Source organism: Streptomyces sp. NPDC014733 (assembly GCF_043083385.1).
GTDB lineage: Bacteria > Actinomycetota > Actinomycetes > Streptomycetales > Streptomycetaceae > Streptomyces.
This window is the reverse complement of sequence record NZ_JBIBYO010000017.1, coordinates 91,442-118,083: the sequence shown is the minus strand read 5'-3', so window position 1 is coordinate 118,083 and position 26,642 is coordinate 91,442. Positions and strand designations below refer to the sequence as shown.

General features: G+C 74.5%; 17 protein-coding genes, 1 tRNA gene, 1 pseudogene and 1 riboswitch. Of the genes and pseudogenes, 8 read left to right on the top strand and 11 right to left on the bottom strand.

Translation table 11 applies throughout. The features are described from left to right. Nucleotides 1–171: 171 nt before the first annotated feature. Nucleotides 172–729: a MarR family winged helix-turn-helix transcriptional regulator gene (locus tag ACF1BH_RS28205; RefSeq protein ID WP_391646940.1), complete on the bottom strand. Its 558-nt coding sequence runs from the start codon at nucleotides 727–729 to the stop codon at nucleotides 172–174. A gap of 214 nt (nucleotides 730–943) precedes the next feature. On the opposite strand from ACF1BH_RS28205, the gene ACF1BH_RS28200 reads away from it, so the two are divergent. Next, nucleotides 944–2,236: an MFS transporter gene (locus tag ACF1BH_RS28200; RefSeq protein ID WP_391646938.1), complete on the top strand. Its 1,293-nt coding sequence runs from the start codon at nucleotides 944–946 to the stop codon at nucleotides 2,234–2,236. Nucleotides 2,237–2,349: 113 nt separating this feature from the next. Here ACF1BH_RS28200 and ACF1BH_RS28195 read toward each other — a convergent pair whose 3' ends face one another. Together ACF1BH_RS28195 and ACF1BH_RS28190 are read right to left on the bottom strand one after the other, a co-directional pair. Next, nucleotides 2,350–4,152 (bottom strand): SpoIIE family protein phosphatase, encoded by a 1,803-nt coding sequence (locus ACF1BH_RS28195; RefSeq protein WP_391646935.1) that lies wholly within the window; start codon nucleotides 4,150–4,152, stop codon nucleotides 2,350–2,352. A gap of 405 nt (nucleotides 4,153–4,557) precedes the next feature. Beyond that, nucleotides 4,558–5,883, bottom strand: coding sequence for an NAD(P)/FAD-dependent oxidoreductase (locus ACF1BH_RS28190; protein WP_391646952.1), 1,326 nt, complete (start codon nucleotides 5,881–5,883; stop codon nucleotides 4,558–4,560). Between the two features lie 497 nt (nucleotides 5,884–6,380). Here ACF1BH_RS28190 and ACF1BH_RS28185 point away from each other — a divergent pair, with 497 nt between their 5' ends. Together ACF1BH_RS28185 and ACF1BH_RS28180 are read left to right on the top strand one after the other, a co-directional pair. Next, the gene (locus tag ACF1BH_RS28185; protein WP_391646950.1) at nucleotides 6,381–7,202 is read left to right on the top strand and encodes a TetR/AcrR family transcriptional regulator; all 822 of its coding nucleotides are present in this window, start codon (nucleotides 6,381–6,383) and stop codon (nucleotides 7,200–7,202) included. A gap of 223 nt (nucleotides 7,203–7,425) precedes the next feature. Beyond that, nucleotides 7,426–9,384: a sigma-70 family RNA polymerase sigma factor gene (locus ACF1BH_RS28180; protein ID WP_391646933.1), complete on the top strand. Its 1,959-nt coding sequence runs from the start codon at nucleotides 7,426–7,428 to the stop codon at nucleotides 9,382–9,384. A 37-nt stretch (nucleotides 9,385–9,421) separates the two neighbouring features. On the opposite strand, the gene ACF1BH_RS28175 is transcribed toward ACF1BH_RS28180, so the two are convergent. Continuing rightward, nucleotides 9,422–11,512: an asparagine synthase-related protein gene (locus ACF1BH_RS28175; RefSeq protein WP_391646931.1), complete on the bottom strand. Its 2,091-nt coding sequence runs from the start codon at nucleotides 11,510–11,512 to the stop codon at nucleotides 9,422–9,424. 696 nt (nucleotides 11,513–12,208) lie between these two features. Between ACF1BH_RS28175 and ACF1BH_RS28170 the strand changes: the two genes are divergently transcribed. Together ACF1BH_RS28170 and lhgO are read left to right on the top strand one after the other, a co-directional pair. Then, the gene (locus ACF1BH_RS28170) at nucleotides 12,209–13,675 is read left to right on the top strand and encodes an MFS transporter (protein ID WP_391646929.1); all 1,467 of its coding nucleotides are present in this window, start codon (nucleotides 12,209–12,211) and stop codon (nucleotides 13,673–13,675) included. A 295-nt stretch (nucleotides 13,676–13,970) separates the two neighbouring features. Further along, nucleotides 13,971–15,185 (top strand): L-2-hydroxyglutarate oxidase, encoded by a 1,215-nt coding sequence (lhgO, locus tag ACF1BH_RS28165; protein WP_391646927.1) that lies wholly within the window; start codon nucleotides 13,971–13,973, stop codon nucleotides 15,183–15,185. A gap of 82 nt (nucleotides 15,186–15,267) precedes the next feature. Here lhgO and ACF1BH_RS28160 read toward each other — a convergent pair whose 3' ends face one another. After that, a complete protein-coding gene (locus tag ACF1BH_RS28160) occupies nucleotides 15,268–17,046 on the bottom strand; it encodes a PQQ-binding-like beta-propeller repeat protein (RefSeq protein ID WP_391646925.1) in 1,779 nt (592 codons plus the stop codon). Between the two features lie 573 nt (nucleotides 17,047–17,619). On the opposite strand from ACF1BH_RS28160, the gene trmB reads away from it, so the two are divergent. After that, on the top strand, nucleotides 17,620–18,525 hold the full coding sequence (gene trmB, locus ACF1BH_RS28155) for a tRNA (guanosine(46)-N7)-methyltransferase TrmB (RefSeq protein ID WP_391646923.1): 906 nt from the start codon (nucleotides 17,620–17,622) through the stop codon (nucleotides 18,523–18,525). A gap of 13 nt (nucleotides 18,526–18,538) precedes the next feature. Here trmB and ACF1BH_RS28150 read toward each other — a convergent pair whose 3' ends face one another. Next, a complete protein-coding gene (locus tag ACF1BH_RS28150) occupies nucleotides 18,539–19,483 on the bottom strand; it encodes a YDG/SRA domain-containing protein (RefSeq protein ID WP_391646920.1) in 945 nt (314 codons plus the stop codon). A gap of 290 nt (nucleotides 19,484–19,773) precedes the next feature. Between ACF1BH_RS28150 and ACF1BH_RS28145 the strand changes: the two genes are divergently transcribed. Then, a complete protein-coding gene (locus tag ACF1BH_RS28145; RefSeq protein WP_391646918.1) occupies nucleotides 19,774–20,076 on the top strand; it encodes a hypothetical protein in 303 nt (100 codons plus the stop codon). A 377-nt stretch (nucleotides 20,077–20,453) separates the two neighbouring features. On the opposite strand, the gene ACF1BH_RS28140 is transcribed toward ACF1BH_RS28145, so the two are convergent. Together ACF1BH_RS28140 and ACF1BH_RS28135 are read right to left on the bottom strand one after the other, a co-directional pair. Continuing rightward, the gene (locus tag ACF1BH_RS28140; RefSeq protein WP_391646916.1) at nucleotides 20,454–21,392 is read right to left on the bottom strand and encodes an aldo/keto reductase; all 939 of its coding nucleotides are present in this window, start codon (nucleotides 21,390–21,392) and stop codon (nucleotides 20,454–20,456) included. Nucleotides 21,393–21,595: 203 nt separating this feature from the next. Then, nucleotides 21,596–22,744 (bottom strand): M23 family metallopeptidase, encoded by a 1,149-nt coding sequence (locus tag ACF1BH_RS28135; protein WP_391646914.1) that lies wholly within the window; start codon nucleotides 22,742–22,744, stop codon nucleotides 21,596–21,598. 12 nt (nucleotides 22,745–22,756) lie between these two features. Further along, nucleotides 22,757–22,906: riboswitch (cyclic di-AMP (ydaO/yuaA leader) on the bottom strand. Between the two features lie 388 nt (nucleotides 22,907–23,294). On the opposite strand from ACF1BH_RS28135, the gene ACF1BH_RS28130 reads away from it, so the two are divergent. Continuing rightward, nucleotides 23,295–24,401 (top strand): DUF2332 domain-containing protein, encoded by a 1,107-nt coding sequence (locus tag ACF1BH_RS28130; protein ID WP_391646912.1) that lies wholly within the window; start codon nucleotides 23,295–23,297, stop codon nucleotides 24,399–24,401. 136 nt (nucleotides 24,402–24,537) lie between these two features. On the opposite strand, the gene ACF1BH_RS28125 is transcribed toward ACF1BH_RS28130, so the two are convergent. From ACF1BH_RS28125 to ACF1BH_RS28115, 3 genes and pseudogenes are all read right to left on the bottom strand, one after another. Beyond that, on the bottom strand, nucleotides 24,538–25,677 hold the full coding sequence (locus ACF1BH_RS28125; protein WP_391646910.1) for a PP2C family protein-serine/threonine phosphatase: 1,140 nt from the start codon (nucleotides 25,675–25,677) through the stop codon (nucleotides 24,538–24,540). Nucleotides 25,678–26,006: 329 nt separating this feature from the next. Next, nucleotides 26,007–26,079 (bottom strand) — tRNA-Lys (locus ACF1BH_RS28120). Nucleotides 26,080–26,274: 195 nt separating this feature from the next. Continuing rightward, nucleotides 26,275–26,642, bottom strand: a pseudogene (locus ACF1BH_RS28115) (RNA helicase); the annotation flags it as partial.

The window sequence follows — 26,642 nt, the reverse complement described above, 5'->3', positions numbered from 1 at the left end:
GTGACGCATAATCACGTCGCGGTGTGAAATTCGGGCATGCCGAAATTCGTCCCGGTGAGGAGTCGTGCAGTAGTGGTGTGCCGCGATGCGGCGGATGGCTGCCACAGAACCGTTCCGGCTGCGTGGCAACCCGGAGAACACTACGTATCGGCCAGGGCGGTGTCAACCCGGTCAGTCGAGGTCGCTGAGGCGGCCTTCGGCGTCGGGCTGGGCCTCCTCCACGCGGCGCAGGAGACGGGTGAGGACCGCGCCGAGGACGCGGCGTTCCTCGGCATCGAGGTCCTGGAGGAGGTCCTCCTCGAAGACGGAGGCCATCCGCATGGCCTCCAGCCACTTCTCCCGGCCCTCATGAGTCAGCTCGACGATCACCCGGACCCGGTTGTTCTCGTCCCGCTCGCGGTTGACCAGCCCCTCGGCCGCCATGCGGTCGATGCGGTGGGTCATCGCCGCGGGGGTGAGGCCGAGGCGCTTGGCGAGTTCGCCGGGGCCGAGGCGGTACGGGGCGCCCGAGACGACGAGGGCCTTGAGGACCTCCCATTCGGCGTTGCTCATGCCGAGGGTGGCGGTCTGGCGTCCGTAGGCGACGTTCATCCGCCGGTTGAGCCGCTGGAGTGCGGAGACGACCTGTTCCACCTGGGGGTCGAGGTCTTGGAACTCTCGCTGGTAGGCCGCGATCTGTTCCTCAAGGCTCGGCTCGGTGGCACCGGCCGTATCTGAGGTCTCAGGCATGCGCCGCAGTATGGCATGGAACTCATTGGCGTTGAAGTCCTTCGCCATGTACTCTTTAGCTTCGAACTTTAACGTTGAAGTCTTCAGGGTGTGATCGTCCGGTCCCCTGGAGAGGCGGGGGCTTCTTGGCGCCCGCGCGCCCGTCCGCCGGGCTTTCTCCGCAGTTCATCCCGTACTTCCTGATCGTCTTCCGACCTGACCTAGGTAGGTGAGTGTGACCACCGCAATGGGCGCCGCGCTGCGCCGGATCCAGCTGGGGAACGCGCTGAGCGCGTTCGGCAACGGCTTCACGGTTCCGTATCTCTACGTCTATGTGGCGAAGGTGCGGGACCTGGGTGCCAGTACCGCGGGTGTGGTGCTGGCGATGCTGGCGATTTCGGCGCTGGCCGTGCTGCCGCTGACCGGTCGGGCCATCGACCGGCGCGGTCCCCTTCCGGTGGCCGTCGCCGGTACGGTCTCGGCGGCGCTCGGTGCGCTGGGGATGGGGCTCTCGGTCAGCCAGGCGCAGGTCATCGCCTCTGCGGTGGCGCTCGGTGCCGGTATCGCGGTGATCCAGCCGGCGCTCGCCACGATGATCGTGTGGTGCTCGACGACGGTCACCCGGTCGCGGGCGTTCGCCACCCAGTTCTTCCTGAACAACCTGGGTCTCGGTATCGGCGGGCTGGTCGGCGGGCTGCTCGTCGACCCGGCACACGCGTCGAGCTTCGTGCGGCTCTTCGCCATCGAGGCGGCGATGTTCCTGGTGCTCGGGGCGGCGGTGGCGACGGTACGGCTGCCGCGGACGCCGAAGGTCGAGGACACGGTGCCGACCGGGGAGCGGCCGCGGGGTGCGTGGCGGGCGCTCTTCTCCGACCGGCGGATGGTGTGGCTGTGCGTGCTGGGCTTCGTGCTCTTCTTCGCCTGCTACGGGCAGTTCGAATCGGGCCTGGCGGCGTACGCCACCGAGGTCACCCGGATCGCGCCGGCCACGCTGGGGATCGCCCTGGCGGCCAACACGGCGGCGATCGTGGTGGCGCAGTTCGTGGTGCTGAAGCTCGTCGAGCGGCGGCGCCGCAGCCGGGTGATGGCGCTGGTCGGGCTGGTCTGGACGGTTGCGTGGGTCGCGGCCGGTCTGTCCGGACTGGTGCACGGCTCCCAGGTGATCGCGACGACGCTGCTGATCTCGACGTACGCGCTCTTCGGCATCGGTGAGTCGCTGCTGTCGCCGACGGTGGCGCCGCTGGTGGCCGATCTGGCGCCGGCCTCGCTGATCGGGCAGTACAACTCGGCGTTCGCGCTGGTCAAGCAGTTGGCGCTGGCGGTCGGTCCGGCCGTGGGCGCGCTGATGGTGGGCCACGGGATGTCGGCGGCGTACATCGGGATGCTGGTGCTGTGCGCGCTGGGGATCACCGTGCTGTCGCTGCGGCTGGGGCGGATGCTCACCCCGGTGCAGGACAACCCGCACCGTGCGGCGGCCGCTCCGGTGCGCACGGTGCAGGACGCGGAGACCGCGGTGGCGGTGGCCTGAGCGGTCCCGGCGGGCGGTGGCCCGTGCCCGTAGGGGGATCCCGTACAGGGTGAGTGACGACGGCGAACGGCCCGGCGATTGCGCCGGGCCGTTCGCCGTCGGTGCGGGTGGTGTCAGGGGGACGGGAGGGCGAATTCGCACCAGACGGCCTTGCCGCCGTCGGGGGTGCGGCGGGAGCCCCAGTGGGAGGCGATGGTCGCGACGATGGAGATGCCGCGGCCCGCCTCGTCCGCGAGCTCGGCGGTGCGGCGGCGCGGGAGGTGGTCGTCGCCGTCGGTGACCTCGACGATCAGGCGGCGGTCGGTGCGGCGCAGCCGCAGGCGCATCGGCGGGGTGCCGTGCTGGAGGGAGTTGGCGACCAGCTCGCTGGCGGCGAGGACGCCGAGGTCGTGCAGCTCGGGGGCGAAGCGCCAGGAGGCGAGCACCCCGGAGGCGAAGGCGCGGGCGCGCGGGGCGGCCTCGGTGCCGCCGTGCAGTTCCAGGACGGCGTTGTGGAACAGCTCAGCGTCGTGGCCGGTGCGCTCGGGGTGCTGGACGACGAGGATCGCGACGTCGTCGTCGTGGGCGTCGGTGATTCCCATGGAGCGCAGCAGGCGGTCGCAGACGACGGCGGGGGCGTCGTCCGCGCCGGCGAAGGCGGCGGCCAGGGCCTCGACGCCGTGGTCGATGTCCTTGTCGCGGCGCTCGACGAGGCCGTCGGTGTAGAGGACGGCGGCGGCGCCCGGGCCGAGCGGGACGGTGCCTGAGGTGTGCAGCCAGCCGCCGGTGCCCAGGGGCGGGCCGGTCGGTTCGGCGGCGCGGTGGACGGTGCCGTCGGCGTCGCGGACGAGGATCGGCAGATGGCCGGCGGAGGCGTAGACCAGACGGCCCTCGTTGGGGTCGTGGACGGCGTAGACGCAGGTGGCGATCTGGCTGGCGTCGATCTCGGCGGCGAGGCCGTCGAGGAGCTGGAGGACCTCGTGGGGCGGCAGGTCGAGGCGGGCGTAGGCGCGGACGGCGGTGCGCAGCTGGCCCATGACGGCGGCGGCGCGGACCCCGCGGCCCATGACGTCGCCGATGACGAGGGCGGTGCGGCCGCCGCCGAGGGTGATGACGTCGTACCAGTCGCCGCCGACCGCGGCCTCGGTGCCGCCGGGGCGGTAGGTGGCGGCGACGCGGAGGTCGTCGGGCTGCTCCAGCTCCTGCGGGAGGAGGGAGCGCTGGAGGGTGACGGCGGCGGCGCGCTGGCGGGCCTCGCTGGCGCGGAGGCGTTCGGCCGATTCGATCTGGTCGGTGACCTCGGCGCCGAAGACGAGGACGCCCTTGTGCGGGGCGACGCAGGCGACCTCCGGGTCGGGGGCCGGGCCGCTGGCGGCGACCTCGATGGGGGTGCAGGTGAAGGTGTAGTAGGTGTCGCGGACGCGGTCGGCGCCGGCGCGGATCCGGCGGGACTTGACGGTGCGGGGGCGGCCGCTGCGCAGGACCTGGTCCATCAGGGGGAGCAGGCCGAGTTCGTCCAGCTCGGGCAGGGCCTCGCGGGCGGTGCGGCCGGCCGGGCGGGGGCCGAAGACGGTGGCGTAGGCGGCGTTGACGTAGGCGAGGCGGTGCTCGGGGCCGTAGACGACGGCGACCAGGGCAGGGATGGTGCCGAGGATGTCGTGGACGGAGAGGGCGTCGACGGTGGGCGGGGTGGGGGCGCCCGTGGTGTCCTCGGTGCCCGTCGTGCCTTCGGGGGCGGCGGGCGGTACGTCGCCGTCGGGGGAGGTGGGGCCGGAGGTCTCGGCGCGGGCGGCCGGGACGGCGCCGCCGGGCGGGGGCTCGGCCGCGGCGGGGCGGGCGGCGGGTGCCTGCCGGCCGTTGGACGGGGTGGCGGCCGGGCGTGCGGTCCGGCCGGTGCGCCGCTGGGGGAGCTTGGCGCTCCAGCGCGTGAAGATCACGGAGGGGTACCTCTTACTTCGCTTCGTCGCGCGGGCTCGGACCTGTCGTCACGCTCCCGTTGTCGCCCGAAGGGCGCCGGGCGGGACCTTCGGGGCACGTCCTGGGGCCGTCGGCCCGGGAGACGTGCCTGCCGGGGGACCGGCGGGCGGCCGGCCGGGGTCCTGTGCGGCGCTCTCTGACGTGGTGCAGCAAACGTCCGAATTCCTCGTGATTATTACTCTTCGCGGAGACGAGCCCACCCATGGTCACACGACCAGTGTGGCCGACCCGGGCGGTATCCGTCAGACGTCCGGGCACCGGGGTGGAGTTCCGGACTCCGTTTCGCCCGGCCGGACCCGGTGCGGCCGGGCCGCGCGGGCGGGGCGTGGCGTGTCCCGGCGCACGGCCGGTCAGCCGGCGGCGGGTCAGCTGGCCTCGTTGTGGCGGCCCGTGCCGGCGGCCAGCTCGAATTCGGCGCGGGGGTTCTCCAGCGAGCCGAGCGAGACGATTTCGCGTTTGAACAGGCCGGAGAGGGTCCACTCGGCGAGCACCTTGGCCTTGCGGTTGAAGGTGGGGATGCGGCTGAGGTGGTAGGCGCGGTGCATGAACCACGCCGGGTAGCCCTTGAGCTTGCGGCCGTAGACGTGGGCGACGCCCTTGTGGAGGCCGAGGGAGGCGACGGACCCGGCGTACTTGTGCCGGTAGTCGAGGAGCGGGCCGCCACGGACGGCGGAGGCGACGTTCCCGGCGAGGGTGCGGGCCTGGCGTACGGCGTGCTGGGCGTTGGGGGCGCAGAGGGCGGGCGGGTCGTCCGGGGAGGCGGGCGCGGGGGCCGTCAGGTCGGGGACGGCGGCGGCGTCCCCGGCGGACCAGGCGTGGTCGGCGCCGTCCACCTGAAGGGCGGCGGTGCACTTGAGGCGGCCGCGGCCGTTGAGGGGCAGGCCGGTGGCGGCGAGGATCGGGTGCGGTTTGACCCCGGCGGTCCACACGAGGGTGCGGGTGGGGAAGCGGGAGCCGTCGCTGAGGACGGCGGTGCGGTTCTCGCAGGAGTCGAGGCGGGTGTCGAGGCGGACGTCGATGTTGCGGGCGCGCAGCTCGCGTACGGCGTAGCGGCCCATCTCGGGGCCCACTTCGGGAAGGATCTTTCCGGTCGCCTCGACGAGGATCCACTTCAGGTCGGTGGCCTCGATGTTGTGGTAGTAGCGGGCGGCGTAGCGGGCCATGTCCTCCAGCTCGGCGAGTGCCTCGACGCCCGCGTAGCCGCCGCCGACGAAGACGAAGGTGAGCGCGGCGTCGCGGACGGCCGGGTCGCGGGTGGAAGAGGCGATGTCGAGCTGTTCGAGGACGTGGTTGCGCAGCCCGATGGCCTCCTCGACGGTCTTGAAGCCGATGCCGAAGTCGGCGAGTCCGGGGACCGGGAGGGTGCGGGAGACGGAGCCGGGGGCGAGGATCAGCTCGTCGTAGGGGATCTCCGAGGCGGCGGCGCCGGCCGCCTCGGTGGCGAGGGTCTCGACGGTGGCGGTGCGCGCCTCGTGGTCGAGGGCGGTGACCTCGCCGATGACGACCCGGCACTGCGGCAGCACCCGGCGCAGCGGCACGACGACATGGCGGGGGGAGATGGATCCGGCCGCGGCCTCGGGGAGGAACGGCTGGTACGTCATGTACGGCTCGGGGTCCACCACGGTGATCTCGACGGCGCCCTGCCTCAGCTCCTGCTTGAGTTCCCGCTGCAGCCGCAGGGCGGTGTACATGCCCACGTAGCCGCCGCCGACGATCAGGATGCGCGCCACATCGTTCGAAGACACAGCCTTCACAGAGCTTCTCCTCGCGGTGGACCGGTCCCGGCAGGTCCCGGGGTCAGGCCGGCCGGTGGCACGGCTGCCCCAGGAGGCACTGTGCCCCCGGGAAGGCACAGCACTGTTCCATGACGCCTTCCCGGCCGCGCTTTGTCCACAGGCCCGACGAAATGCGAGGGCGGTCGCCCGGGCCCGGGCGGAGGGTCGGCTTCCGCGCTGTGCGGGCGAGGTGCGCAGGTCAGACGGGCGACGGCGGGGCGGCGGGGGGACACCGTGGAGAAGGTGGTGCCGGTGTAGGCCGATCGGGGTGCGGAGTGCCCGGAACTGACCCTTCAATCTTGACCGGGGCTCAACTATGTTCGGTAGCTCGTGGGGGCCCGCTCATCGGCGCGCCCCCTTTCCGTCAGGGCGGGGAGTCTCCGGGGGGAGACGTCATGACCGGGGGATCACAGATGCATATGCAGGGCACACATTGGTCGGGCACCGTCACGGCGCCCGGTAACGGCGGCCGGGCCGCCATGGCGCACGGCGGCGAGGCCGACGGGCGCACCGGGCGGCCCGCAGGAGGGGGCTCCCGCAGCGCGCCGCTGCGGGTGGACGCCCAGCGCAATCTGGAGCACGTGCTGCGCGCCGCGCGCGAGGTCTTCGGCGAGCTGGGGTACGGCGCGCCCATGGAGGACGTCGCACGGCGCGCACGGGTCGGCGTCGGGACGGTATACCGCCGCTTCCCGAGCAAGGACGTGCTGGTACGGCGGATAGCCGAGGAGGAGACGTCCCGGCTGACCGAGCAGGCGCGCACCGCGCTGGGCCAGGAGGAGGACCCCTGGTCGGCGCTCTCCCGCTTCCTGCGGACATCGGTCGCCTCGGGCGCCGGACGGCTGCTGCCACCGAACGTGCTGCGCGTCGGCGCCGGTACGGAGCCGGAGGCGGCGCTCCCCGAGGGAGCGGCCGAGGCCGCGGGCCACTCCGCCGCCGCGGGCGCCCGGGTGCCGCAGCAGCGGCTGCCGGTGGCGGGCGGGGAGCCCGCCGTGGACGCGCCCGGCGCGGAGGCGGAGCGGACCGGGGGTGTGCCGGCGCTGCTGGACGTCGTCGGGCGGCTCGTGGAGCGCGCCAGGTCGGCGGGGGCGCTGCGGCCGGACGTCACGGTCGGCGACGTCCTGCTGGTGATCGCCACCAGCGCGCCGACGCTGCCCGATGCGGGGCATCAGCAGGCGGCGTCCGCCCGGCTGCTGGACATCCTGCTGGAGGGGCTCCGGTCGCGGCCGCAGGGCTGACGGAACGGTGAGATCCGGCCGGGGCGGCGCGTCCCGGCCGGAACGCCGTCGACCGCCGGTTCCGGGGCGCGCACATTGTGCCCCGCAACCGCGGTCGAAGGGGCGCTCTCCGGACAGCGCGCCCCGGACGAGTGGTTGCGGGTACTGACCCCTCAACCCGGGCGTGTCGTGTGGCACGCTTGCGCGGTGTTCCGGTGTGACGGCGTGTTCGGGGGCCTTGGCGATGACTCTTGACGGGCGGGACGAACGGCGCGGTGGCGACCACACCACCACGGATCCGGACGAACGGACGGGACAGGTCCCGGGACAGACGGGGCCGTTGGGCGCCACTCCCCCGGCCGCCGGTCCGGCGGCGCCGCAGGAGCGCGCCGAGGCGACGCCGCTCGCCGGTGTGCCGCCGCAGCGCGACCGCGCCGAACCGCCGTCCGCCGCACCCGGACCGGCGGTGGACGCGGAGGGCGCCGGGGGTGCCCCGTCGTCCGACGCCGAGCTGATCACCGCGATGCGCGCCGGTGACGACCGCGCGTACGAGGAGCTGTACCGCCGCCACGCCGAGGCGGTACGCCGCTATGCGCGCGGCTGCTGCCGGGATACGCACACCGCCGAGGATCTGACCGGTGAGGTGTTCGCCCGCACGCTGCAGGCGGTGCGGGGCGGCGCGGGTCCGGACACCGCGGTGCGGGCGTATCTGCTGACCACGGTCCGGCGGGTGGCGGCCGCCTGGGCGAAGACCGCGAAGCGGGAGCAGTTGGTCGAGGACTTCGCGGTGTTCGCGGTCTCGGCGGCGGGGACGTCGATGGACGCCGGGGGCGGTCCGGGCAGCGGGGTCGATCTCGGCGCCGACGTCCGGGCGATGCAGGAGGCCGAACGGACGCTGGCGATGCAGGCGTTCCGGAGTCTGCCGGAGCGCTATCAGACGGTCCTGTGGCACACCACCGTCGAGGAGGAGACGCCCAGTCAGGTCGCGCCGCTGCTGGGGCTGACCGCCAACGCCACGGCGGTGCTGGCGCACCGGGCCCGCGAGGGGCTGAAGCAGGCCTATCTGCAGGCGCACGTCAGCCAATCGCTGACCGCCGGCGGCGACTGCGCGCGCTACGCCGACCGGCTCGGTGCGTACGCCCGGGGCGGGCTGCGGATGCGGGCGGAGCGGGGGCTGCGCAAGCATCTCGACGGGTGTGCGCGGTGCCGGATGGCGGCGCGTGAGGTCGCCGACGTGAACCAGCGGATCGGCGCGCTGCTGCCGGTCGCCGTCATCGGCTGGTTCGCCGCCTCGTACGCGGTCAAGGCCGCGGCGGCGGTCGCCGGGACGGCCGGGGTCGGCGCGGCGGCCGGGGCGGGTGCCGCGGCGGCGGCCGGTGGCGGCTCCTCGGGCGGTGCGGCGGGCGGCGCCGCGGCCGGGGAGGCGCTGGGGCTGCCCGCGAAGGCCGCGATCGGCGCCGGGGTGATGGTGGTGGCGGGAGCGGCGCTGGCGATGGCGATGACCGGGGCGCAGGAGCAGCCGGAGCAGCCGGAGGCGCGGAAGGCGCCGACGCCCGCCGTGGCGCCGCGGACGCCCGCTCCCCCGCCGCCGCCCGCGCCGCGGCCGGCGCCCACACCGCCGCCCGCCACCCGCCCGGCACCGCCGCCCCCGCCGAAGCCGACCCCGACCCCGACGCCGACTCCGACGCCCACCCCGCCTGAGCCGACGCCCACGCCGACACCGACACCCACACCCACGCCGACGCCGACACCCACGCCGACCCCGGCGCCGACGCCGTACCCCCTCAATTCCCTGGGGATGGACCTCGGCGGGGACGGTACGGAGCCGGAGGTCCGCCTCTGGGGCAGCAGCTGGGTGTGGCAGCGGGACGCACCGGAGATCGCCGACCGGACGTACCCGCACGGGGTGACGGTCCACGGCGCTTCCACCGTCGTCATCGACCTCAACCGCCCCTGCACGTCGTACGACGCGGTCGCCGGGGTGGACGACCTCGGCCCGGGGCGGGGGGCGGTGCGGTTCTCCGTGGAGGGGGACGGCGCGCCGCTGTGGCGCTCCGAGGTGGTGCGCGGCGGGCGGCCCGGGGTGCCGGTGCACGTCCCGCTGACCGGGGTGAAGACGTTGCGGCTGAGCGTGGCGCCGCAGACGCCGGTGGACGCGCTCGCGCTCGCGGACTGGGCGCGGTCGGAGATCAACTGCCGCTGATCCGCGGCCCGCGGGACGGGGCCGCCGACGGGTTCGCTCAGAGGCGGGCCCGGGGCGGGACCCCGGCGGCGACCGCGCGGCGGCGCGGGGAGGTGGCCGCGTCGGTCCAGCAGCTGCCGCGGCGCAGCACGAGGCGGCGCAACCACAGCTCGGTGGAGACCAGTTCGGCCAGGCCGTCCAGGGGCACCTCGGCACCTTCGGCGGCGGCGCGCAGCGCCTTGCGGACCACTCGTGCCTCGATCAGCCCGGCGTCGGCGAGCAGCGGCGCGTCGAAGAGCTGCACCAGTCCGTCGACGGCGGCACGCAGCCCGGTGCGCAGGGCGGCGGTGTGCGGGAGGTGCGCGGTGGCGCCCCAGCCCGGCGGCAGTTCGCGGACGCCCGCGCCGGCGAGGACCGAGCGCAGTACCGCGGCGCGGGCACCGGGCTGGACGCGCAGGGTGTCGGGGAGCGCGCGGCAGGCGAGCACCACCTGGTTGTCGAGGAACGGCGCGTGCAGACGCTGGCTGCGGACCTCCACGGCCTGCTCGAAGACGCGATGGTCGGCGGCGCGGCGGGCCAGCGCGGCGCGCGCCCGGCGCTCGCCCGGCCGTCCCGCGCCAGGGGTGCGCGCCGCCGCCGCGCCCAGCCGTACGGACACCTCGGCCAGCGCCTCGCCGGTCAGCCAGCGGGCGGCGGGCCCCGGGCGGCACCAGAACAGCGCGGCGAGGGAGGCGTCGACGGCACCCGGGTCGCCGACGCCGTCGACCCGCCGCTCCACCAGGCGCCGCGCCGTCTCGGCGACACCGGTCCCGTAGGGCGTACGGGCGAGCTTGCGGGCGGCGCGGTAGACGGTGAAGGGCACCAGGACGGAGTGCGCCGAGGGGCCGTCGGCCCTGGCCAGGGCGGTGACCGGCCGCAGCAGATGGCGTCGGCGGCGGTCGAGGAGGAGGTCGGCGAGGCGAGCCGGGTGGGCGTCGAGGACCTGGCGGGCGCCGTGGCCGGTGAAGTGGTCGGCGCCCCCGGCGAGCAGGCGGCTGCGGTGGCGGAACGCGGTGACGAGGGAGGGGCCCGGCTCGTCGGTGAGCGGGAGGGTGCCGAGCCCGGCGAACGGCAGGGCCTCCTCGCCGCCGGTGACGACGCGGTGGTGCAGCCGCGGGTTGTCGGCCAGGAGACGGGCCCGCTCCAGCTCGGCGTCGCGGTGGGCACGGCCCCCTTGGGTGGCGTGGTCGGTGAAGGTGACGGCGAGGAGGCGCTCACCGTGGCCGGTGAGCGCCCCCGGTGCGCCGGGCAGCCCGGCGGCCAGCAGGGCGAGGGTGCCGGAGGCGCTGCCGCCGGAGAGGTCGGCGGCGACACCGGGGGCGGGGGCGCCGCGGGCCGCGCGCCGCTCGGCGGGGCCCATGCCCGGCACCGGGCCCGGGTCCAGACCGTCGGGACCGTCGGGGCCGTCCGCCACAGCCGCGTGCCGGGGGCTCGACAGCCGGGCCCGGACCGCGTCGACCAGTGCCTCGCGGACACCGTCCACCGCCTGCTCCGGGGCGACCTGGGGACCGGCGACCGCCAGCGAGGCGGCCGGTTCGTACGAGGCGATCTCGTGGGCGCCGCCGCGCAGCACCAGGGCGTGGCCGGGCGGGACCCGGCGCACCCCTTCGTAGGGCGTGCCGGAGCCGAGCGCCTCGGGGGCGTCCGGGCAGGCCAGGAGGGCGCCGAGGTGGCCGATGTCGAGTCCGGCCTCGATGAGGTCGGCGAGCGGCAGGGCGGCGGTGGCGAAGGCGGTGCCGCCCTCCCAGGGGGTGTGGAAGACGGGGCGGGCACCGGCGAGGTCGCCGGTGATCGTGAGGCGGCGGCCCATGCGGACGACGGCGGTGTAGCTGCCGGGCCAGGCGGTGAGGTGGCGCAGCGCACCGCCGCGGGCCGCGAAGAGGCCGACGCGCAGCTGGTCGTCGGTGGCGCCGCAGACCCCGAAGACGGCGAGCGCGGTCTCCGGGTCGGCGCGGACGGTGCGGACCTCGTCGGGCCGCCAGTCGCCGACCGCCCACAGCGGATCCGGTCCGTCCCACAGGAGTTGGGCGCCCACGGGCAGGACCGTGCGGCTCCCCCCGGTGACGGCCGGCCCCGCGGTGGCACTGCTCCACCCCACCAACCAGCGCATGCCGCCTCCCCGCTCCCCGTGCCGCGGAGGCGCGCCACCACCCCGTACCGCGGATTTCAGCCGTTGTGCCGTCCATGCTGCCATGACGGGGGCGTACGGGAGCCGAGCGGAGCGGCGAGCGGCGCCCGGCGGCGGGGAGTTGACGCGGCGGGCGGGTCCGGGGCGCGCGGTGCGGACCCGAGCGGGGGCGGCGCGCGCGGTGGGCGCCGGGCGGCGTGGCGCGCGGTGCCGGAGGGTGCCGTACGGGCTCGCGGCGCGTTTCCGCCGCCCGTCGTTATTCGGCCAAACTCTGCTGAACTCCGTTCAATTGGCGATGCGCCGCGGCGTGTCGCGCGACACGGCGGCACGGGGGCGGCGACGGCTCGCGCGACGGTCCGGGAAGCGGGCTGCGCCTCCCGGACCGGACCACCGCCCGCGGGGAATGGAGCGGCGGTATCCCCCAGCCCACCGGATCCAGTACAGCGGGCCGACCCACGCGGCACCCATGGAAGCGGCGGCGTTCCGGGGGAGGCAGCGCGCACATGTGGGCGCACGGCAACACGTACCCGGAGCACATGCCAACTCCCGCTCCCCCGGGCCGAGATGAATCTCGCCATCCGGGACACCGGCCCTTAACGGTCGGGATCCGGCGAACTACTCTGGGTGGACGCACGCCCCGGGGCACCGGGGCTGCCGTCGCAGTGTCGAGGGGTGCGCATGTCCAGGGATATACGCGGGCCGAACGAGAAGCTCGGCACCGTTCTCGCCCTCGCGGGTATCAGCAACGCCGGTCTGGCGCGCCGGGTGAACGACCTCGGCGCACAGCGCGGGCTGACGCTTCGTTACGACAAGACGTCGGTCGCCCGCTGGGTCTCCAAGGGGATGGTGCCGCAGGGCGCCGCGCCCCATCTGATCGCCTCCGCGATCGGCAGCAAGCTGGGACGACCGGTCCCGCTGCACGAGATCGGCCTCGGGGACGCGGATCCGGCGCCCGAGGTCGGGCTGACATTTCCCCGCGATGTGGGCGCAGCGGTGCGTTCCGCCACCGATCTCTACCGTCTGGATCTGGCCGGACGGCGGGCCGGCGGCGGGGGGATCTGGCAGAGCCTGGCCGGATCCTTCGCCGTCAGCGCGTACGCCACCCCCGCCTCCCGGTGGCTGATATCCCCGGCCGACAGCTCGGTGGCACGGAACGCTGTCGAGGCGGCCGAGGCCGCCGAGGCGGGTGAGAAGGAGGCCGCTTCGGCGGCGGACGCGGCGACGCCCCAGCATGTCGGCCACAGCGATGTCAGCAAGCTCCGCGAGGCGGCGGAGGACGCGCGTCGCTGGGACTCCAAGTACGGCGGCGGCGACTGGCGTTCGTCCATGGTGCCGGAGTGCCTGCGGGTGGACGCGGCCCCGCTGCTCCTCGCCTCGTACAGCGACGAGGTGGGGCGCGCCCTCTTCGGCGCGACCTCCGAACTCACCCGGCTCGCCGGGTGGATGGCGTTCGACACCGGGCAGCAGGAGGCCGCCCAGCGCTACTACATCCAGGCGCTGCGGCTGGCCCGCGCCGCGGCCGACGTCCCCCTGGGCGGCTACGTCCTCGCCTCGATGTCCCTGCAGGCGACATACCGCGGCTTCGCCGACGAGGGCGTCGACCTCGCCCAGGCGGCGCTGGAGCGCAACCGCGGCCTGGCCACCGCACGCACCATGAGTTTCTTCCGCCTGGTGGAGGCGCGTGCCCAGGCGAAGGCCGGGGAGGCCCGCGCCTGCGAGGTGGCGCTGAAGGCCGCCGAGGGCTGGCTGGAGCGCTCCCGCGGCGGCGACGCCGATCCGTCCTGGCTCGACTTCTACTCCTACGAGCGGTTCGCCGCCGACGCCGCCGAGTGCTACCGCGACCTGCGCCTGCCCCGCCAGGTGCGCCGCTTCACCGAGCAGGCCCTCTCCCGGCCGACGGAGGAGTTCGTCCGCTCGCACGGTCTGCGCCTGGTGGTATCCGCCGTCGCCGAGCTGGAGTCCGGCAACCTCGACGCCGCCTGCGCCGCGGGCACCCGCGCCGTCGAGGTCGCCGGCCGCATCTCCTCGGCCCGCACCACCGAGTACGTCCGCGACCTGCTGCACCGCCTGGAGCCGTACGGGGACGAGCCGCGGGTGGTGGAACTGCGCGAGCGGGCCCGCCCGTTGCTGGCGGCGCCCGCGTAGTAGGCGCACCGGGCCCGGGGGGCGGACGGGCCGAGGCACCGGCCGGGGCCGGGTGGCGTCGGCCGGGACCGGATGGCGCCGGCCGGGGCCCGGCCGCCCCCGCGGCCACTTCCGCCGGAGTTGCCCTTTCCGCTGCCGTTTCGCAGGCTCTGCGGGGGTTCCCGCCCTGGTCGCGCGGTGTTGTCAGTACCTCGCGTCATGATGGGGTAGGTCGTCGGGCGACGGCGAGCGGGCCGCGGTCAGGGGTGGCCCGCGTCGGGGGCGGTTCCCGCGTTCTCGCGGTTGGGGAGGTGCAGTGGCGGCGCACGACTGCGACGTGCTGGTGATCGGTGCGGGCATCGTCGGACTCTCGACGGCCCATGCCCTCACCCGCGCCGTACCGGGGCTGCGCGTGACGGTTCTGGAAAAGGAGTCCGGCCCGGCCCGGCACCAGACCGGCCGCAACAGCGGCGTGATCCACAGCGGCATCTACTACCCACCCGGCTCCCTCAAGGCCCGCTACGCCCTCCGGGGCTCGGCCGAGATGGTGGCGTTCTGCGCCGAGCACGCCATCCCGCACGAGGTCACCGGCAAGCTGATCGTCGCCACCGACCGCGCCGAGCTGCCCCGGCTGCACGCCCTCATCCAGCGCGGCCGCGAGCACGGCCTGCCCGTCCGCGAGCTGGGCCCGGCGCAGATCACCGAGCAGGAGCCGGAGGTCCGCGGCCTCGCCGCCATCCATGTCGGCACCACCGGCATCTGCGACTTCGGCGCCGTCGCCCGTACCTTCGGCCGCCTCGCCCAGGAGGCCGGGGCCACGCTCGTGTACGGCGCCGAGGTGACGCGCATCGGGCGCCGCCCGGGCCGGGTCGCCGTCGCCACGGCGGACGGCACGGTCCACCGCGCCCGCGCCCTGGTCAACTGCGCCGGTCTGCACAGCGACCGCATCGCCCGGCTGGCCGGTGACGACCCGGGCATGCGGATCGTGCCCTTCCGCGGCGAGTACCACCTCCTCGCCCCGGAGCGTGCCGGGCTGGTGCGCGGCCTGGTCTACCCCGTCCCCGATCCGGCGTTCCCGTTCCTCGGCGTCCATCTGACCCGGGGCATCGACGGCGCCGTCCACATCGGCCCGAACGCCGTCCCCGCCCTGGCCCGCGAGGGCTACGACTGGCGCACCCTGCGCCCCGCCGAGCTGGCCGGCACCCTCGCGTACCGCGGCTCGTGGCGGATAGCCCGCCGCCACTGGCGGTACGGCGCGGGCGAGCTGCACCGCTCGCTCTCCCGGCGCGCCTTCACCACCGCCGTGCGCCGCCTGCTGCCCGCCGTCACCGAGGCCGACCTGCGCCCGGCGCCCGCCGGTGTCCGCGCCCAGGCCGTCCTCCCCGACGGCACCCTCGTCGACGATTTCCTCTTCGCCGGCTCCCCCGGCATCGTCCACGTCCTCAACGCCCCGTCCCCGGCGGCCACGGCGTCGCTGCCCATCGGGCGGGAGATCGCGGAGCGGGTCACGGCGGTGCTGGACCGGCGCTGAACGCCGACGTGGGCGGTGCGGGCGCGGGGCCCGCACCGCCCACGCGGTGCTCACGGACGGCGGGCCGCCCGGCGGAAGGTCGTCAGTCGGCGGGGATGGGGATCGGGGAGGCGCTCGACGCCTTGTAGGCGCGGAGGAAGGGCTGGAAGGTCGACACCGACGCCCCCTCGACGTACAGCACCCGCTCGTTGCCGTCCCACTTCATCGACATGTTCGGCCCGGACGGCAGATCGTGCTTCTCGGTGAAGAGCGTGCCCATCATCTCCGTCTTGGCGTCCCGCAGCCCCAGTGACAGCAGTTCGGGGTCCTGCGTGGCGGGGTGCGAGGGGCTGCCGTGGGAGGCGCCGACCGCGATGACGTTCTCCCCGTCGAGGGCCACAGCTGCCGCCCCGGAGCGTTTCCACAGACGCTTGCCGGTCTTCAGGTCGACGGCGGTCATGCCCGCGTGGTTGCCGTACGTCGTCACCAGCACCTTCGCGTCCTCGTCGACCATGGTCGTCCGGGCTTCGAGGTCCAGATCCTCCAGGTCACCGGTCAGCTCGATGGTCTTGTCCGGCTTCGGCTTGCCCTCGGTGTCGAACGTCCGCAGCGCCCGCTCGGCGCCGGGTCCGTCGCCACTCATCAGGAGGACCAGCGGGCTGTCGGAGACGATCCGCTGGACCTCCCGCTTCTCGTTGGGGACGAACGCGTTGAAGCTGTCCAGTTCGTGCTCCTGGACCAGCAGCGTCCGGTGCGGCTTGGCCTTCGAGCAGTCGCTGACCCGCGCCAGGTACTCGTTGCTCATCCCGAACGACGCGGTGCAGTCACCGGCGGGCCACTTGAGGGTCCACTTGCCGGCGCCGCCGGAGATGTCGTAGCCGGAGTAGGTGTTGCCGATGGCGACCACGACCTGCTCGTTGCTGATGCCGACGAGCGGGTGGTCCTCCGACCGGCGGCCCTTGAGGTTCCGTACCCACAGGGTGTGGCCGGACTTGGTGTCGAAGACCGAGAGGAACGAACAGTCGCCGCCGCCCGAGTCGAAGACCGCGGCGCCGACGCCGTCGCGGTTCGGCTCCGCGGGCAGCGCGCAGACCGCACCGGCGCCCTTCGGGGTCTCCAGCTCCCATTCCTTCTTGCCGGTCTCGTCGTCGTAGGCGCGGACCCCGTCCTTGTCGCCGTAGACGACGGCACCGTCGGTCATCCACACCGACCGCATGCCGAGCTTCTCGTCGGGCGGGTTGTCGCTCTTCTTCAGATCGACGTTCCACATCTGCGCCATGGACAGCGGCGGCTTCTGCTCCGCCCCGTCACCGGAGGAACCCCTCAGCAGGAAGTACCCGCCGGTGCCGAGGGCCAGCACGAGTACGAGGACGATCGCGAGGATCACGGCCACCGGCACCCCGCGCCGCTGCCCGCCCGGCGGCACCGGCGCCCCCGGTATCCCGCCGGGGCCCTGCCCGAACGGCGCTCCGCCCTGCGGCGGCTGCCCGAACCCCTGCGGCCCGCCGGGCGGCGGGAAACCCGCACCGCCCTGACCGGGAGCCATCGGCCCGCCGGGCGGCGGGTACATCCCGGGCGCGCCGGGCTGCTGACCGTACGCACCGGGGGCGGCCTGTCCGGGGGCGTACGGTCCGGGCGCGCCGGGCTGCGGACCGGGCCCGCCCTGCGGCGCACCGTACGGCCCCGGGGGCGGCGGCGTTCCCGGGTGTCCCTGGGGCGCGGGGGGCTGCGGGCCGCCGGGCTGTCCCTGCGGCGGCACCGGCGCGCCGGGCGCGGGGGGCTTGCCCGTGGAGAGCTGCATCGTTCCGGCGGGGTGCGCCGGGGCCTGCTGGTCCGGGCCCTGCGGCGGGGCCGCGGGCGGCTGGACGGCGGCGAGCTTCATGGTCCCGGCGGGGCGCGCGGGGGCGGGCTGCTCCGGCCCCGGCCGGGGAGCTTCGGGGGCTCCGGGGGCGGCGGGGGCGGCGCCCGCCGGCGGCACGGGCGCAGGCGGGGTGCCCGGTGCGCCCTCGGGCGGGGTACCCGGTGCGCCCGGGGCGGCGGGGGCGGCGCCCTCCTGCCCCGGCCCCTGAACCGCACCGTCGGGCCGGCCCGACCCGGAGCCCGGTGGCTCTCCCTGCGGATGAGCCCCGTTCCCCTGCTCCTGCGTCATTCCGACCGACCCCCTGGTTTGTTCGTTGTGGCGGCCACGCATCGTATGCAGCCCACTGCACAGCGCGCCAACCGCCCCGGAGCCCGGGCGCCCCACGGAATATGGGCGGTGCGGGCCCCGTGTGTGGGGCGTGTGGGGAAGGCGTGTGGGGAGACGTGCGCGGCGGTACGGGGCGGGGGCGGCCGGCCCGGGACAAGCCGGGTCCGGAGCCCGGCCGGGCAGCGCCCCGCCACCGCCCCTCGCCGGCCGATCACCGCCCCCTCAGGAACGCGCCCGACCACCCGCGGCCCGTAGAATCTCCGCACTGTGTCCGAGAACCCCCGCACCCCCGAGTCCGGCAGCCAGGAAACCAGCGTCCCGGAAGGCGCCGCCCCGTCCCGCGCGGACGGCACCCCGGCCGACGGCGCTGTGCACGACGGCCACACGCACGACGGCGCCCCGGAGCCCGGCGGCGCCCAGGCGTCCGGCGCGACGCGGATCCGCCGCGACGGCCCGATGTTCCCCGACGGGAGCGGGCCCGCCGCCGATCCGGCCGGTGACCACCACGAACGCCGGATCCGTTCCTTCCAGCCCCGCCGCAGCCGCGTCTCGCCGAGCCAGGCCGCCGCGCTGCGCCGCCTGTGGCCGGTGTGGGGGCGGGACATCGACGGGCTCTCCCGGATCGACCTCGACACGTTCTTCGACGGCCGCCCGGTCGTCCTGGAGATCGGCTTCGGCATGGGCGAGGCCACCGCGCAGATGGCCGCGGCCGACCCGGACACCGGCATCCTCGCCTGCGACGTCCACACCCCAGGCCAGGGCAACCTCCTCGCCCTCGCCGAGCGGAACGGCCTGACCAACATCCGCGTGGTCAACGGCGACGCGATCATCCTGCTGCGCGAGATGCTCGCCCCCGGCTCCCTGGCCGGCCTGCGCGTCTTCTTCCCCGACCCCTGGCCGAAGAAGCGCCACCACAAGCGCCGCCTCATCCAGCCGGAGTTCATCGGCCTGGCCACCACCCGCCTCGCCCCCGGCGCCCTCGTCCACTGCGCCACCGACTGGGAGCCCTACGCCGAGCAGATGCTCGAAGTCCTCACCGCCGAACCCACCCTCCACAACCTCTACCCCGACTACGCCCCCCGCCCGGCCTTCCGCCCCCTCACCAAGTTCGAGGGCCAGGGCCTGGACAAGGGACACGTGGTGCACGACCTGATGTTCCGGCGGGGGGAGTAGGGGCGCGTGATTTTTAACGATCAGTGGGCGTACTGAATCGATCACCCCAACGCTGTCGATGCTGGCGCACAAACTCCACCTTTATTTCATGCTCCCGGACCTTCTTCAGCTTCCCTTTGATATTCCGGGTCAGCCCGTCGAGCACATCAAGGTGATCGGATAGCTGAAGCGCACCCCGGTCAAACAGTGCATGGCAGTTAGCGCACAGGCAGAGCACATTTTCCAGCACGTCTGGGCCGTTATGCGGCTTACCCAACGCCCGGATATGCGCAGCCTCGCTATACGCCTCACCTCCGGGGGACACCTGGAGGCGCGTCTCGCACATTTGGCACGTATTGCCGTACATTTCCTTTACGGCATGCACCACCTTAGAATCTCGCACCAGACGTTGATACTCCACAGCGCGACGCACCTGCTCTTCCACAGGGGTGTCGGTGAACTGCGGCAGCGCCATCGGCTTCGGCTTGGGTACCTCGCCAGGCGCCAACTTCACCAGCTTGAACTGACAGACGAGAAAGCCTTCTTTCCCGACGGTCATCCAGTGGTCGGCCACCCGGAACAAGCCGCAGTACTCATACCCACCAGTCGCCTTGCGCCTCTTCTTCCCTCTAATCTTCAGACCACGAATGACACGGACTGAGTTGCCGCGTACCTCATTGAGCAGCAATCCGGCGTTCCCTGAACTTTCCATGCTCTGGTCCGCATAGAGGCGCCCCGTGTCCCTATCCCTGCCCCCTTCTCCGGTATAGATGATCTCTTCTTCACCGTAGACGTCGTCCACATATCCGCCGGAGAGGACAATAGAATCTACGCCCCCCGAAGCGGTTCCCGCGATTCCCCTACCCAAGGCACGATGCACCCCGGCTTCGCACAGTTCTGCGTGCCCCTCGAACCACTGCCCCTCGGATATCCCAGCAGGGGCGCCAAAACAAATGGGTGCTGACTTCGCCTTCGCCATGAGTCGATCTTGCCCAGCTGCCAGGGGAATGGCACGCGTCTACGAGCGATGTGCGCAGCGCCACATCTGCCTCTGCCTGCCCCGTCGGGGGCACCAAATCGGTAGCTCAAGTTGCCCGCCCGGCGCGGCACAACCTCCACGGTGCTCAACGGATTTGCACCGTCCATGTAAGCGGCGCTCTCCCGTATGTCGTAGCGCACCGGGCAGCACCGTCAGGCCCACTGGGACGGGCGTAAGGTCCAGCAGCGGGACGTTTCTCAACCCGTGAACGAGAGGCATGAGTGATGGCAATGGCAGGCATTCCGACAGCAGCAGTGGCAGCGACCGGCCTCGTGGGTGGTTACGCCGTGGCCCGGTGGACGAAGAAGCGGCCCCTGGGTGGGGTGGCGTTGGCGGTTGCCGGGGCGGTGGCGGCCAAGGGGTGGCAGGAGAAGGCCGGCGGGAAGGCCGCGGCGGCGCTGGGCGGGGCGTATGTGGCGGCGTTCGCCGGGTCGCATCCGCTGGCGAAGAAGATCGGGGCCTGGCCGTCGGTGTTCGCGGTGGCCGGTGGCATGGCGCTGGCGTCGTGGGCGGTGGCGGACCGACGCGGGTGACCTCGGCAGGCCGGGCGGGGCCGGGCGGTCCGCCGCCGGACGCCCCCCGCCGGGCGGTTCAGCATCGGGCGGTCCGCCGCCGGACAGCCCACCACCGGGCAACCCGCCGCCGGCCAGGGCCGGGCAACCGGCCGACGACCGGGTACGGAGCCGCACCAACCCCACCACCAGCCCAAGGCCTCTCCAGGACAAAGCCGGGACAAAGCCGGGACCAGCCACGGAGCGGCACCGCACGCCCGCCCCGCCCCCGTCCACAGGCAGCTCCCCTCCTCACGCGTCTCCCTACGCGTCTCCCCACGGATCTCTCCTGTCCGCTCGCGTCCGGCCGGTCCGCCCCGGCGCACGGCCCCAGGGGCGGACCGGCCGTTCGCCCCTTCCTACGCCGAAGCCTCGTCCAGCAGCTTCTGTTCCTCGGCGGTGAGCCGGAGGTCCTGGACGGCCAGGAGGGCCGGGAGCTGGGCGGTGGTGCGGGCGCTGGCGATGGGGGCGGTGACCGTGGGGCGGGCGGCGAGCCAGGCGAGAGCGACGGTGGCCACCTCCGCGCCGTGTGCTGTGGCGACGGCGTCCAGGGCGGTCAGGACGCGGACGCCGCGGTCGGTGGCGAGGTGGGCGGCTGCCTTGCCGGAGCGGACGCTGTCGACGTCCGTGCCGGGACGGTACTTGCCGGTCAGGAAGCCGGAGGCGAGCCCGTAGTACGGGACGGCGCCCACGTCGTGGCGGGCGGCGACCTCGGCCAGTTCGCCCTCGTAGGTGTCGCGGGAGACCAGGTTGTACTGCGGCTGGAGGGCGACGTAGCGGGCCAGGCCCTCGCGCTCGGAGAAGGACAGCGCCTCCTCCAGGCGGGCGGCCGAGATGTTGGAGGCGGCGATCTCACGGACCTTGCCGGCCCGGACGAGGTCGTCGAGGACGGTCAGGAACTCGCCGACCTCCAGCGACTCGTCGTCGTAGTGGGTGTAGTAGAGGTCGATGTGGTCGGTGCGCAGGCGGCGCAGCGAACCCTCGACGGCCTTCTTGATCGTGGCGGCGGAGAGGCCCTTGAGGCCGGGGAGGGCACCGACCTTGGTGGCGATGACGACGTCGTCGCGGTTGCCGCGGGCGGCGAGCCAGTTGCCGATGACGGTCTCGGACTCGCCGCCCTCGTTGCCGGGAACCCAGGCCGAGTAGGCGTCGGCGGTGTCGATGAAGTTGCCGCCGCCGGCGACGTACGCGTCGAGCACCGCGAACGACTCGGCCTCGTCGGTGGACCAGCCGAAAACGTTGCCGCCGAGGCAGAGCGGGGAGACGGAGAGCGAGCCGAGAGGCTTACGTGTGGTCATGCCGTCATTCAACACACCGCGCGGCGGCGGCATTTCCGGGCCGCGGCATCCGGGTGTACCGGCCCCGGCACACCTGGCAGCCCATCCGCGCGGGCGGCCCGGAGCCCGGCGCGCGGTGGTGGCCCGGAGCCCGGCCCGGCGCGCGACGTCCTCACGCGCGCCCCGGACGCGAGCCCCGGACTCCCCTCAGGGCCGCAGCGGGCTCAGACGTTCAGACCCCGGGCCCGCAGCCACGGCATCGGGTCGATCGGGCCGCCGCCACCGGGACGGACCTCCAGGTGGAGATGGGGGCCGGTGACGTTCCCGGTGGCGCCGACGCGGCCGATGACCTCGCCGGTGGAGACCTTGCCGCCGGTCTTCACCATCGACGAGAGGTGGCAGAACCACAGCTCCGTACCGTCGTCGAGGGTGAGGACGATGCGGTAGCCGTACGCACCGGCCCAGCCCGCCTGGGTGATGGTGCCGGAGTGGACGGCCTTGACGGGCGTGCCCGTGGGGGCGGCGAAGTCCTGGCCCGTGTGGTCGGCGGCCCAGCGGTCACCGGCCTGGCCGAAGCCGGCGGTGAGGGTGTACGAGGTGACCGGCAGCAGATAGCTCTTGGCCAGCTCGGCCAGGCGCGCGGCCTCGGCCTTCGCGCGGGCCTCGGCCTCGCGCTTCGCCTTGGCGGCCGCCTCCTTGCGCGCGGCCTCGGCGCGCTCCGCCTTCGCGTCGGCCACCGCCTCCTTGTGGTCGCTCGCGGCGGTCTGCTCCGCGCGGGCGAGCGCGCGGTGTTCGGCGGCCTCCCGGGCGTCGCGCTCACCGGCCTCCTGCTGGGTGTCGGCCTGCTGGAGGATGCGGCTGCGCAGCGCCTCCCCGGCGCCCGTGCCCTGCCCGTCCTCGGCGGTGAGGCCGGCGGACGAGAGCGGCGCCGCGGTGGTGGCCGGGCCGGACGCGTCGTCGGAGCCGAGCAACGGCCCGATGCCGGGCAGCGATTCGGCGGCCGGCAGCGCTCCGGTGACGTCGGAGGCGAGGGCGCCGATGTCCGGCATGGAGATCGGGACCGGCGGCTTGTCCTCGGCGGTCGCCATGCCGCCGGCGCCGACCGCCGCGATCACCCCGACGCCGAGGACCGTGCCGCTGCGGGCCAGCGCGGAGCGCTGCTTCCCGACGCGGTGCCGGCCGCGGACGGACCGCACGGACTCCTCGGTCGGGTTCCACTCGCCGGGACCGTCGTCCGCGACACCGTACGGGCCGGGGCCCTCCGGGGCGAACGCGCCCGGAGCGAAGGTGGCCGTATCGGTCAGGGAATCCGGCAGATCCTGGGGGAGGGGGTGGGCGGACGGAGCCTCGGGGGCAAGCCTGTTGGACGCCACGGGGGCGCACTCCTTTCCTTCCTTCGCGCCTACCGGGTTAGCTGACGGGTTCGGAGCAGGAAGGTCTCCTACGGGCGGCCTCTGGCCGAGGCGTCCGATTCACCCCATGGAGGTGGTTCCCCGGTTCCCTCGGCGCCGCTCGGGACACCGCGGCAAAGACAGGACACGTCACGGCAGTTCACGAAATATCGACGCATCGGCGTGCGGGGAGACGCCGTAGCGGGAAGTGACCACCGGTGTGCCTGGGTGCCCGGCATACCTGAAGAGCGCGTACGGGATTCGGCGTGGGGGCACGGTGCCGCCTCTGCGACGGCTGGGACGACCGCGCTCCGTTATCGGACAGTAATAGAGATCGCGGCCGATTTCCAAGCGATCCCGCGAATCCCCTCCGTACGACGACGGCTCTTGGCCAAGACTTTTCGGGGCAACGTCCGTGCAAACCGGTCGAGTTGATCACCCTTCACGAAACGGCCTGCGGATGATTGTGCATCACTTGTTATGCGGAGGGGTGCGCACTCCTCACGCTCCGTGAGGGCAGTAGCGTCTGATCATGGTCGTCGACTTCGTCAACAACGCACAGGCCCTGGCAGCGCGCTACCGGGACTTCTCCTGGAGGGAGGCGCGGGGCCGCTGCGCGGCCCACGAGGAGCTGACGGCACGGATCGGGCAGGACCCGGAGCTGTGCGAACTCCTCGCCGCGTCCCTCCCGGTGGGCAACAAGCAGCAGCCCAACCTCCTGCTGGCGGCCGTCCGCCACCTCGACGGCCCGCACGCCGAGCAGGGCCCGCGCGGTGAGCCGGCGTACGGCCGCTGGCGCGAGTGGACGATCCGGCACTGGGACGAGGTCCGTGCGGTCGTCATGAGCCGCTCCACCCAGACCAACGAGCCGGGCCGCTGCGCCACCTTGCTGCCTCTCCTGGCCCGCCTCCGCGGCCCGTTGGCCCTCCTGGAGGTCGGCACCTCGGCCGGTCTCTGCCTCCACCCGGACCGCTACCGGTACGCGTACGAGCCGGACGCCGCCCCAGGGGCCCCCGGGCCGGACACGTCCCCGGAGGCGCACGTCCTCGGCGCCCCGGACAGCCCGGTCACCTTCCGGTGCCGCGTCGGACGGGAGGACCGGGTGGCCGCGGCGGATGCGGCGACGCCCGCGCGGCTCCCGGAGATCGTGTGGCGCGGCGGCATCGACCTCACGCCGCTCGACCCGGTGGACGACCCCGAGGCGCTGCGCTGGCTACGGTCCCTGGTGTGGCCGGGCACCCCGGAGCGGGCACAGCGGCTGACGGCGGCGGTGGACGCGGTACGGGCGGCGCCGCGGCCCGAGATCGTCCGCGGCGACCTGGTCGAGGAGTTGCCGGCGCTGGCGGCGCGGGTCCCGGCGGACGCCACACTCGTCGTCTTTCACACCTCGGTACTGCCGTATCTGCCGCCCGCGCACCGGGAGCGGTTCGCCGACCGGGTGCGCGCGCTGCTCGCCGGGCGGCCGGGCGGCGGCCACTGGATCTCCCAGGAACACCACTCCGTCACCCCGTGGCTCCCCGCCCCGGCCGCCGGCCGCCTCACCCCGGGCCACCGGGAACAGCTGCTGACCCTCGCGCTGGACGACCGCCCGGTGGCCCTGACGGGGGCACACGGCCAGAGCCTCCACTGGGTGGCGTAGAGGTCTCCGCCCACGGGGCCGTACCGGCGCGCGGGAGCCGGCCGCGCGCCCCGCGTGCCGGGGCGGCCCCGGGCTCCCCGCGCGCCCGGCGCGTGCCCGCGCTCCGCGCGCCCCGTCACTCCCCCGTGCTCCGGCCCTACTCCTCCAACGGCCGCTGCACCGCCAGCAGCGCCATGTCGTCCGTGCCCGCCCCGCCCGTGTGCGCGGCGACCTCGGTGACCAGCGTGTCCAGCAGCCGGTCGGGCCCGGAGAAGACCCGGCCGCGCAGCCGGGCCACCGGGTCGTAGAACTCCCCCGCCCGGTCGCGCGCCTCGGTCAGCCCGTCGGTGAACAGCAGCAGGAGCGAACCGGCGGGGTAGAACAGCTCGTCCGCGCGGTCCGGCCACCCGGCCACCTCGCTCATCCCCAGCGGCAGCGCGTGCACCGCGGGCACCAGTGTCCGCAGCCCGCCGTCCGGGGTGAGCAGCAGCGGTGGCGGATGCCCCCGGTTCAGGACGCGCAGCACGGCGCGCTCCCCGGACGGGATCTCCGCGAGCACGGCCGTGGTGAACCCCTCGTACTGGTCGAGGCCCTCGCGCCGCCGCCCCTCCCGCTGGAGCGCCCGCTCCAGCCGCCCGGCCACCGCCTCCAGCGTCGCCTCCTGCTCCGCCGCCTCCCGGAACGCCCCGATGACGATCACCGCCGCCTCGACCGCCTCCAGCCCCTTCCCCCGCACGTCGCCGACGATCAGCCGGACCCCGTGCGGCGTCTCCTGCACCGCGTACAGGTCCCCGCCGATCCGCGCGTCGGCCTGCGCCCCCACGTAACGGGCGGCGACCGCCAGCCCCCCGATCCGCTCCGGCGGCGTCGGCAGCACCGCCCGCTGGGCCGCCTCGGAGACATCGCGTACGGAGGCGAGCCGGGCGTCGGAGAGGCGGACGACGCGGTTGATGCCGAGGGCGAGGAGGGCGACGACGAAGACGGTGGAGACCCCGGTGGCGGCCAGGCCGGTGTCCCGGGTACTGGCGTAGAGCGCCGCCGCCACTGCGCCGAGCACCGCCGCGAGGACGGTGAGCGCCGTGTTCCGCAGCGAGTACAGCGGCGCGGCGACCAGCGGCGCCGCCGAGAAGAACGGCGAGGCGGTGTAGCGGGCGGGGGTGACGAACTCGAAGACGAGGCCGCCGACGATCAGCAGTGCGGGCAGGTAGCGCGCCAATCGCCGGCCGGCCGGCGACATCTGCGCCCGCCGCGCCCACCGCTCCCGGTCCTCCGTGCGGACCCGCCCGCCTCGCCCCATCCGCACCGGCCTCTTCCCGCCTCACCTGCCCGCGGCCGACCGTGCTCCCGGCCGCTCCTCCGGCCACCCAAGGCTTTCCGTCCCTCCCCCGGCACGCGAGCCGAGAGGGGCCGGACGGGTCATACGGGCCCGGCGTCTCCCGCTCCTCCCCGTCCGCGGCGGGCCGGGAGACACCGCGGGCGTCCGCGGTGCGGGCCGGGCTCTCCCCCGTCCGGTCCGCACCGGCCTGACGCGGGCACCCCCGCGCGCAAAGCCGAAGCGCCCCGCCCGGGGTCCCCGGGCGGGGCGCTTCCGCATCGTGCGACGGCGCCACAACGCGCCGCATCCGGTGGGCCATCAGGGGCTCGAACCCTGAACCAATGGATTAAAAGTCCACTGCTCTGCCAATTGAGCTAATGGCCCGCACCGAGCAGCATAGCCCGACACCCTCCCGCGGCCCGAAGGCATTGCCGCACGGAGCGCTCCGCGGCGGCGGCGCCGGGGGCGTCCGTGGCGGGTCCGGTGCCGCAACGCGCAGGGCCCGTACGGCACTTGGGTGCGGTACGGGCCCTGCGGGTGGTTCAGCGGCGCCGGGTCACGGCGTCACGTCGGCCGAGGTCAGCCGTTGCGCTTCCAGCGCGGCTTGTCGTCACGGCGGCCGAAGGAACCGGTGCCGGCGCCCGAGCCGCGGTGGTCGTCACGGCGGCCGTAGGGACGGTCGCCGCCGGAGCGGTAGCCACCGGACGGACGGCCACCGGAACGGTCGTCACGGTTGAACGGACGGTCGCCGCCACCGGAGCGGTAGCCACCGGAGGACGGACGGCCGCCGGAGCGGTCGTCACGGTTGAACGGACGGCTGGGGCGGTCACCGCGGTCGCGGTTGAAGCCGGAGCGGTCGTCACGGCGGTCGAACGAGCGGCCACCGGAACGGTCGTCGCGGCGGTCGTCACGACGGTCGAAGGAACGCCCACCCGAGCGGTCGTCAC

Excerpts from the sequence above, each read along its gene's own strand:
- ACF1BH_RS28205 (WP_391646940.1), bottom strand. The coding sequence starts at position 729 with ATGCCTGAGACCTCAGATACGGCCGGTGCCACCGAGCCGAGCCTTGAG.
- ACF1BH_RS28190 (WP_391646952.1), bottom strand. The coding sequence starts at position 5,883 with ATGTACACCGCCCTGCGGCTGCAGCGGGAACTCAAGCAGGAGCTGAGG.
- ACF1BH_RS28185 (WP_391646950.1), top strand. The coding sequence starts at position 6,381 with ATGCATATGCAGGGCACACATTGGTCGGGCACCGTCACGGCGCCCGGT.
- ACF1BH_RS28180 (WP_391646933.1), top strand. The coding sequence starts at position 7,426 with ATGACTCTTGACGGGCGGGACGAACGGCGCGGTGGCGACCACACCACC.
- ACF1BH_RS28175 (WP_391646931.1), bottom strand. The coding sequence starts at position 11,512 with ATGCGCTGGTTGGTGGGGTGGAGCAGTGCCACCGCGGGGCCGGCCGTC.
- ACF1BH_RS28170 (WP_391646929.1), top strand. The coding sequence starts at position 12,209 with ATGTCCAGGGATATACGCGGGCCGAACGAGAAGCTCGGCACCGTTCTC.
- ACF1BH_RS28160 (WP_391646925.1), bottom strand. The coding sequence starts at position 17,046 with ATGAAGCTCGCCGCCGTCCAGCCGCCCGCGGCCCCGCCGCAGGGCCCG.
- ACF1BH_RS28150 (WP_391646920.1), bottom strand. The coding sequence starts at position 19,483 with ATGGCGAAGGCGAAGTCAGCACCCATTTGTTTTGGCGCCCCTGCTGGG.
- ACF1BH_RS28145 (WP_391646918.1), top strand. The coding sequence starts at position 19,774 with ATGGCAGGCATTCCGACAGCAGCAGTGGCAGCGACCGGCCTCGTGGGT.
- ACF1BH_RS28140 (WP_391646916.1), bottom strand. The coding sequence starts at position 21,392 with ATGACCACACGTAAGCCTCTCGGCTCGCTCTCCGTCTCCCCGCTCTGC.
- ACF1BH_RS28130 (WP_391646912.1), top strand. The coding sequence starts at position 23,295 with ATGGTCGTCGACTTCGTCAACAACGCACAGGCCCTGGCAGCGCGCTAC.
- ACF1BH_RS28125 (WP_391646910.1), bottom strand. The coding sequence starts at position 25,677 with ATGGGGCGAGGCGGGCGGGTCCGCACGGAGGACCGGGAGCGGTGGGCG.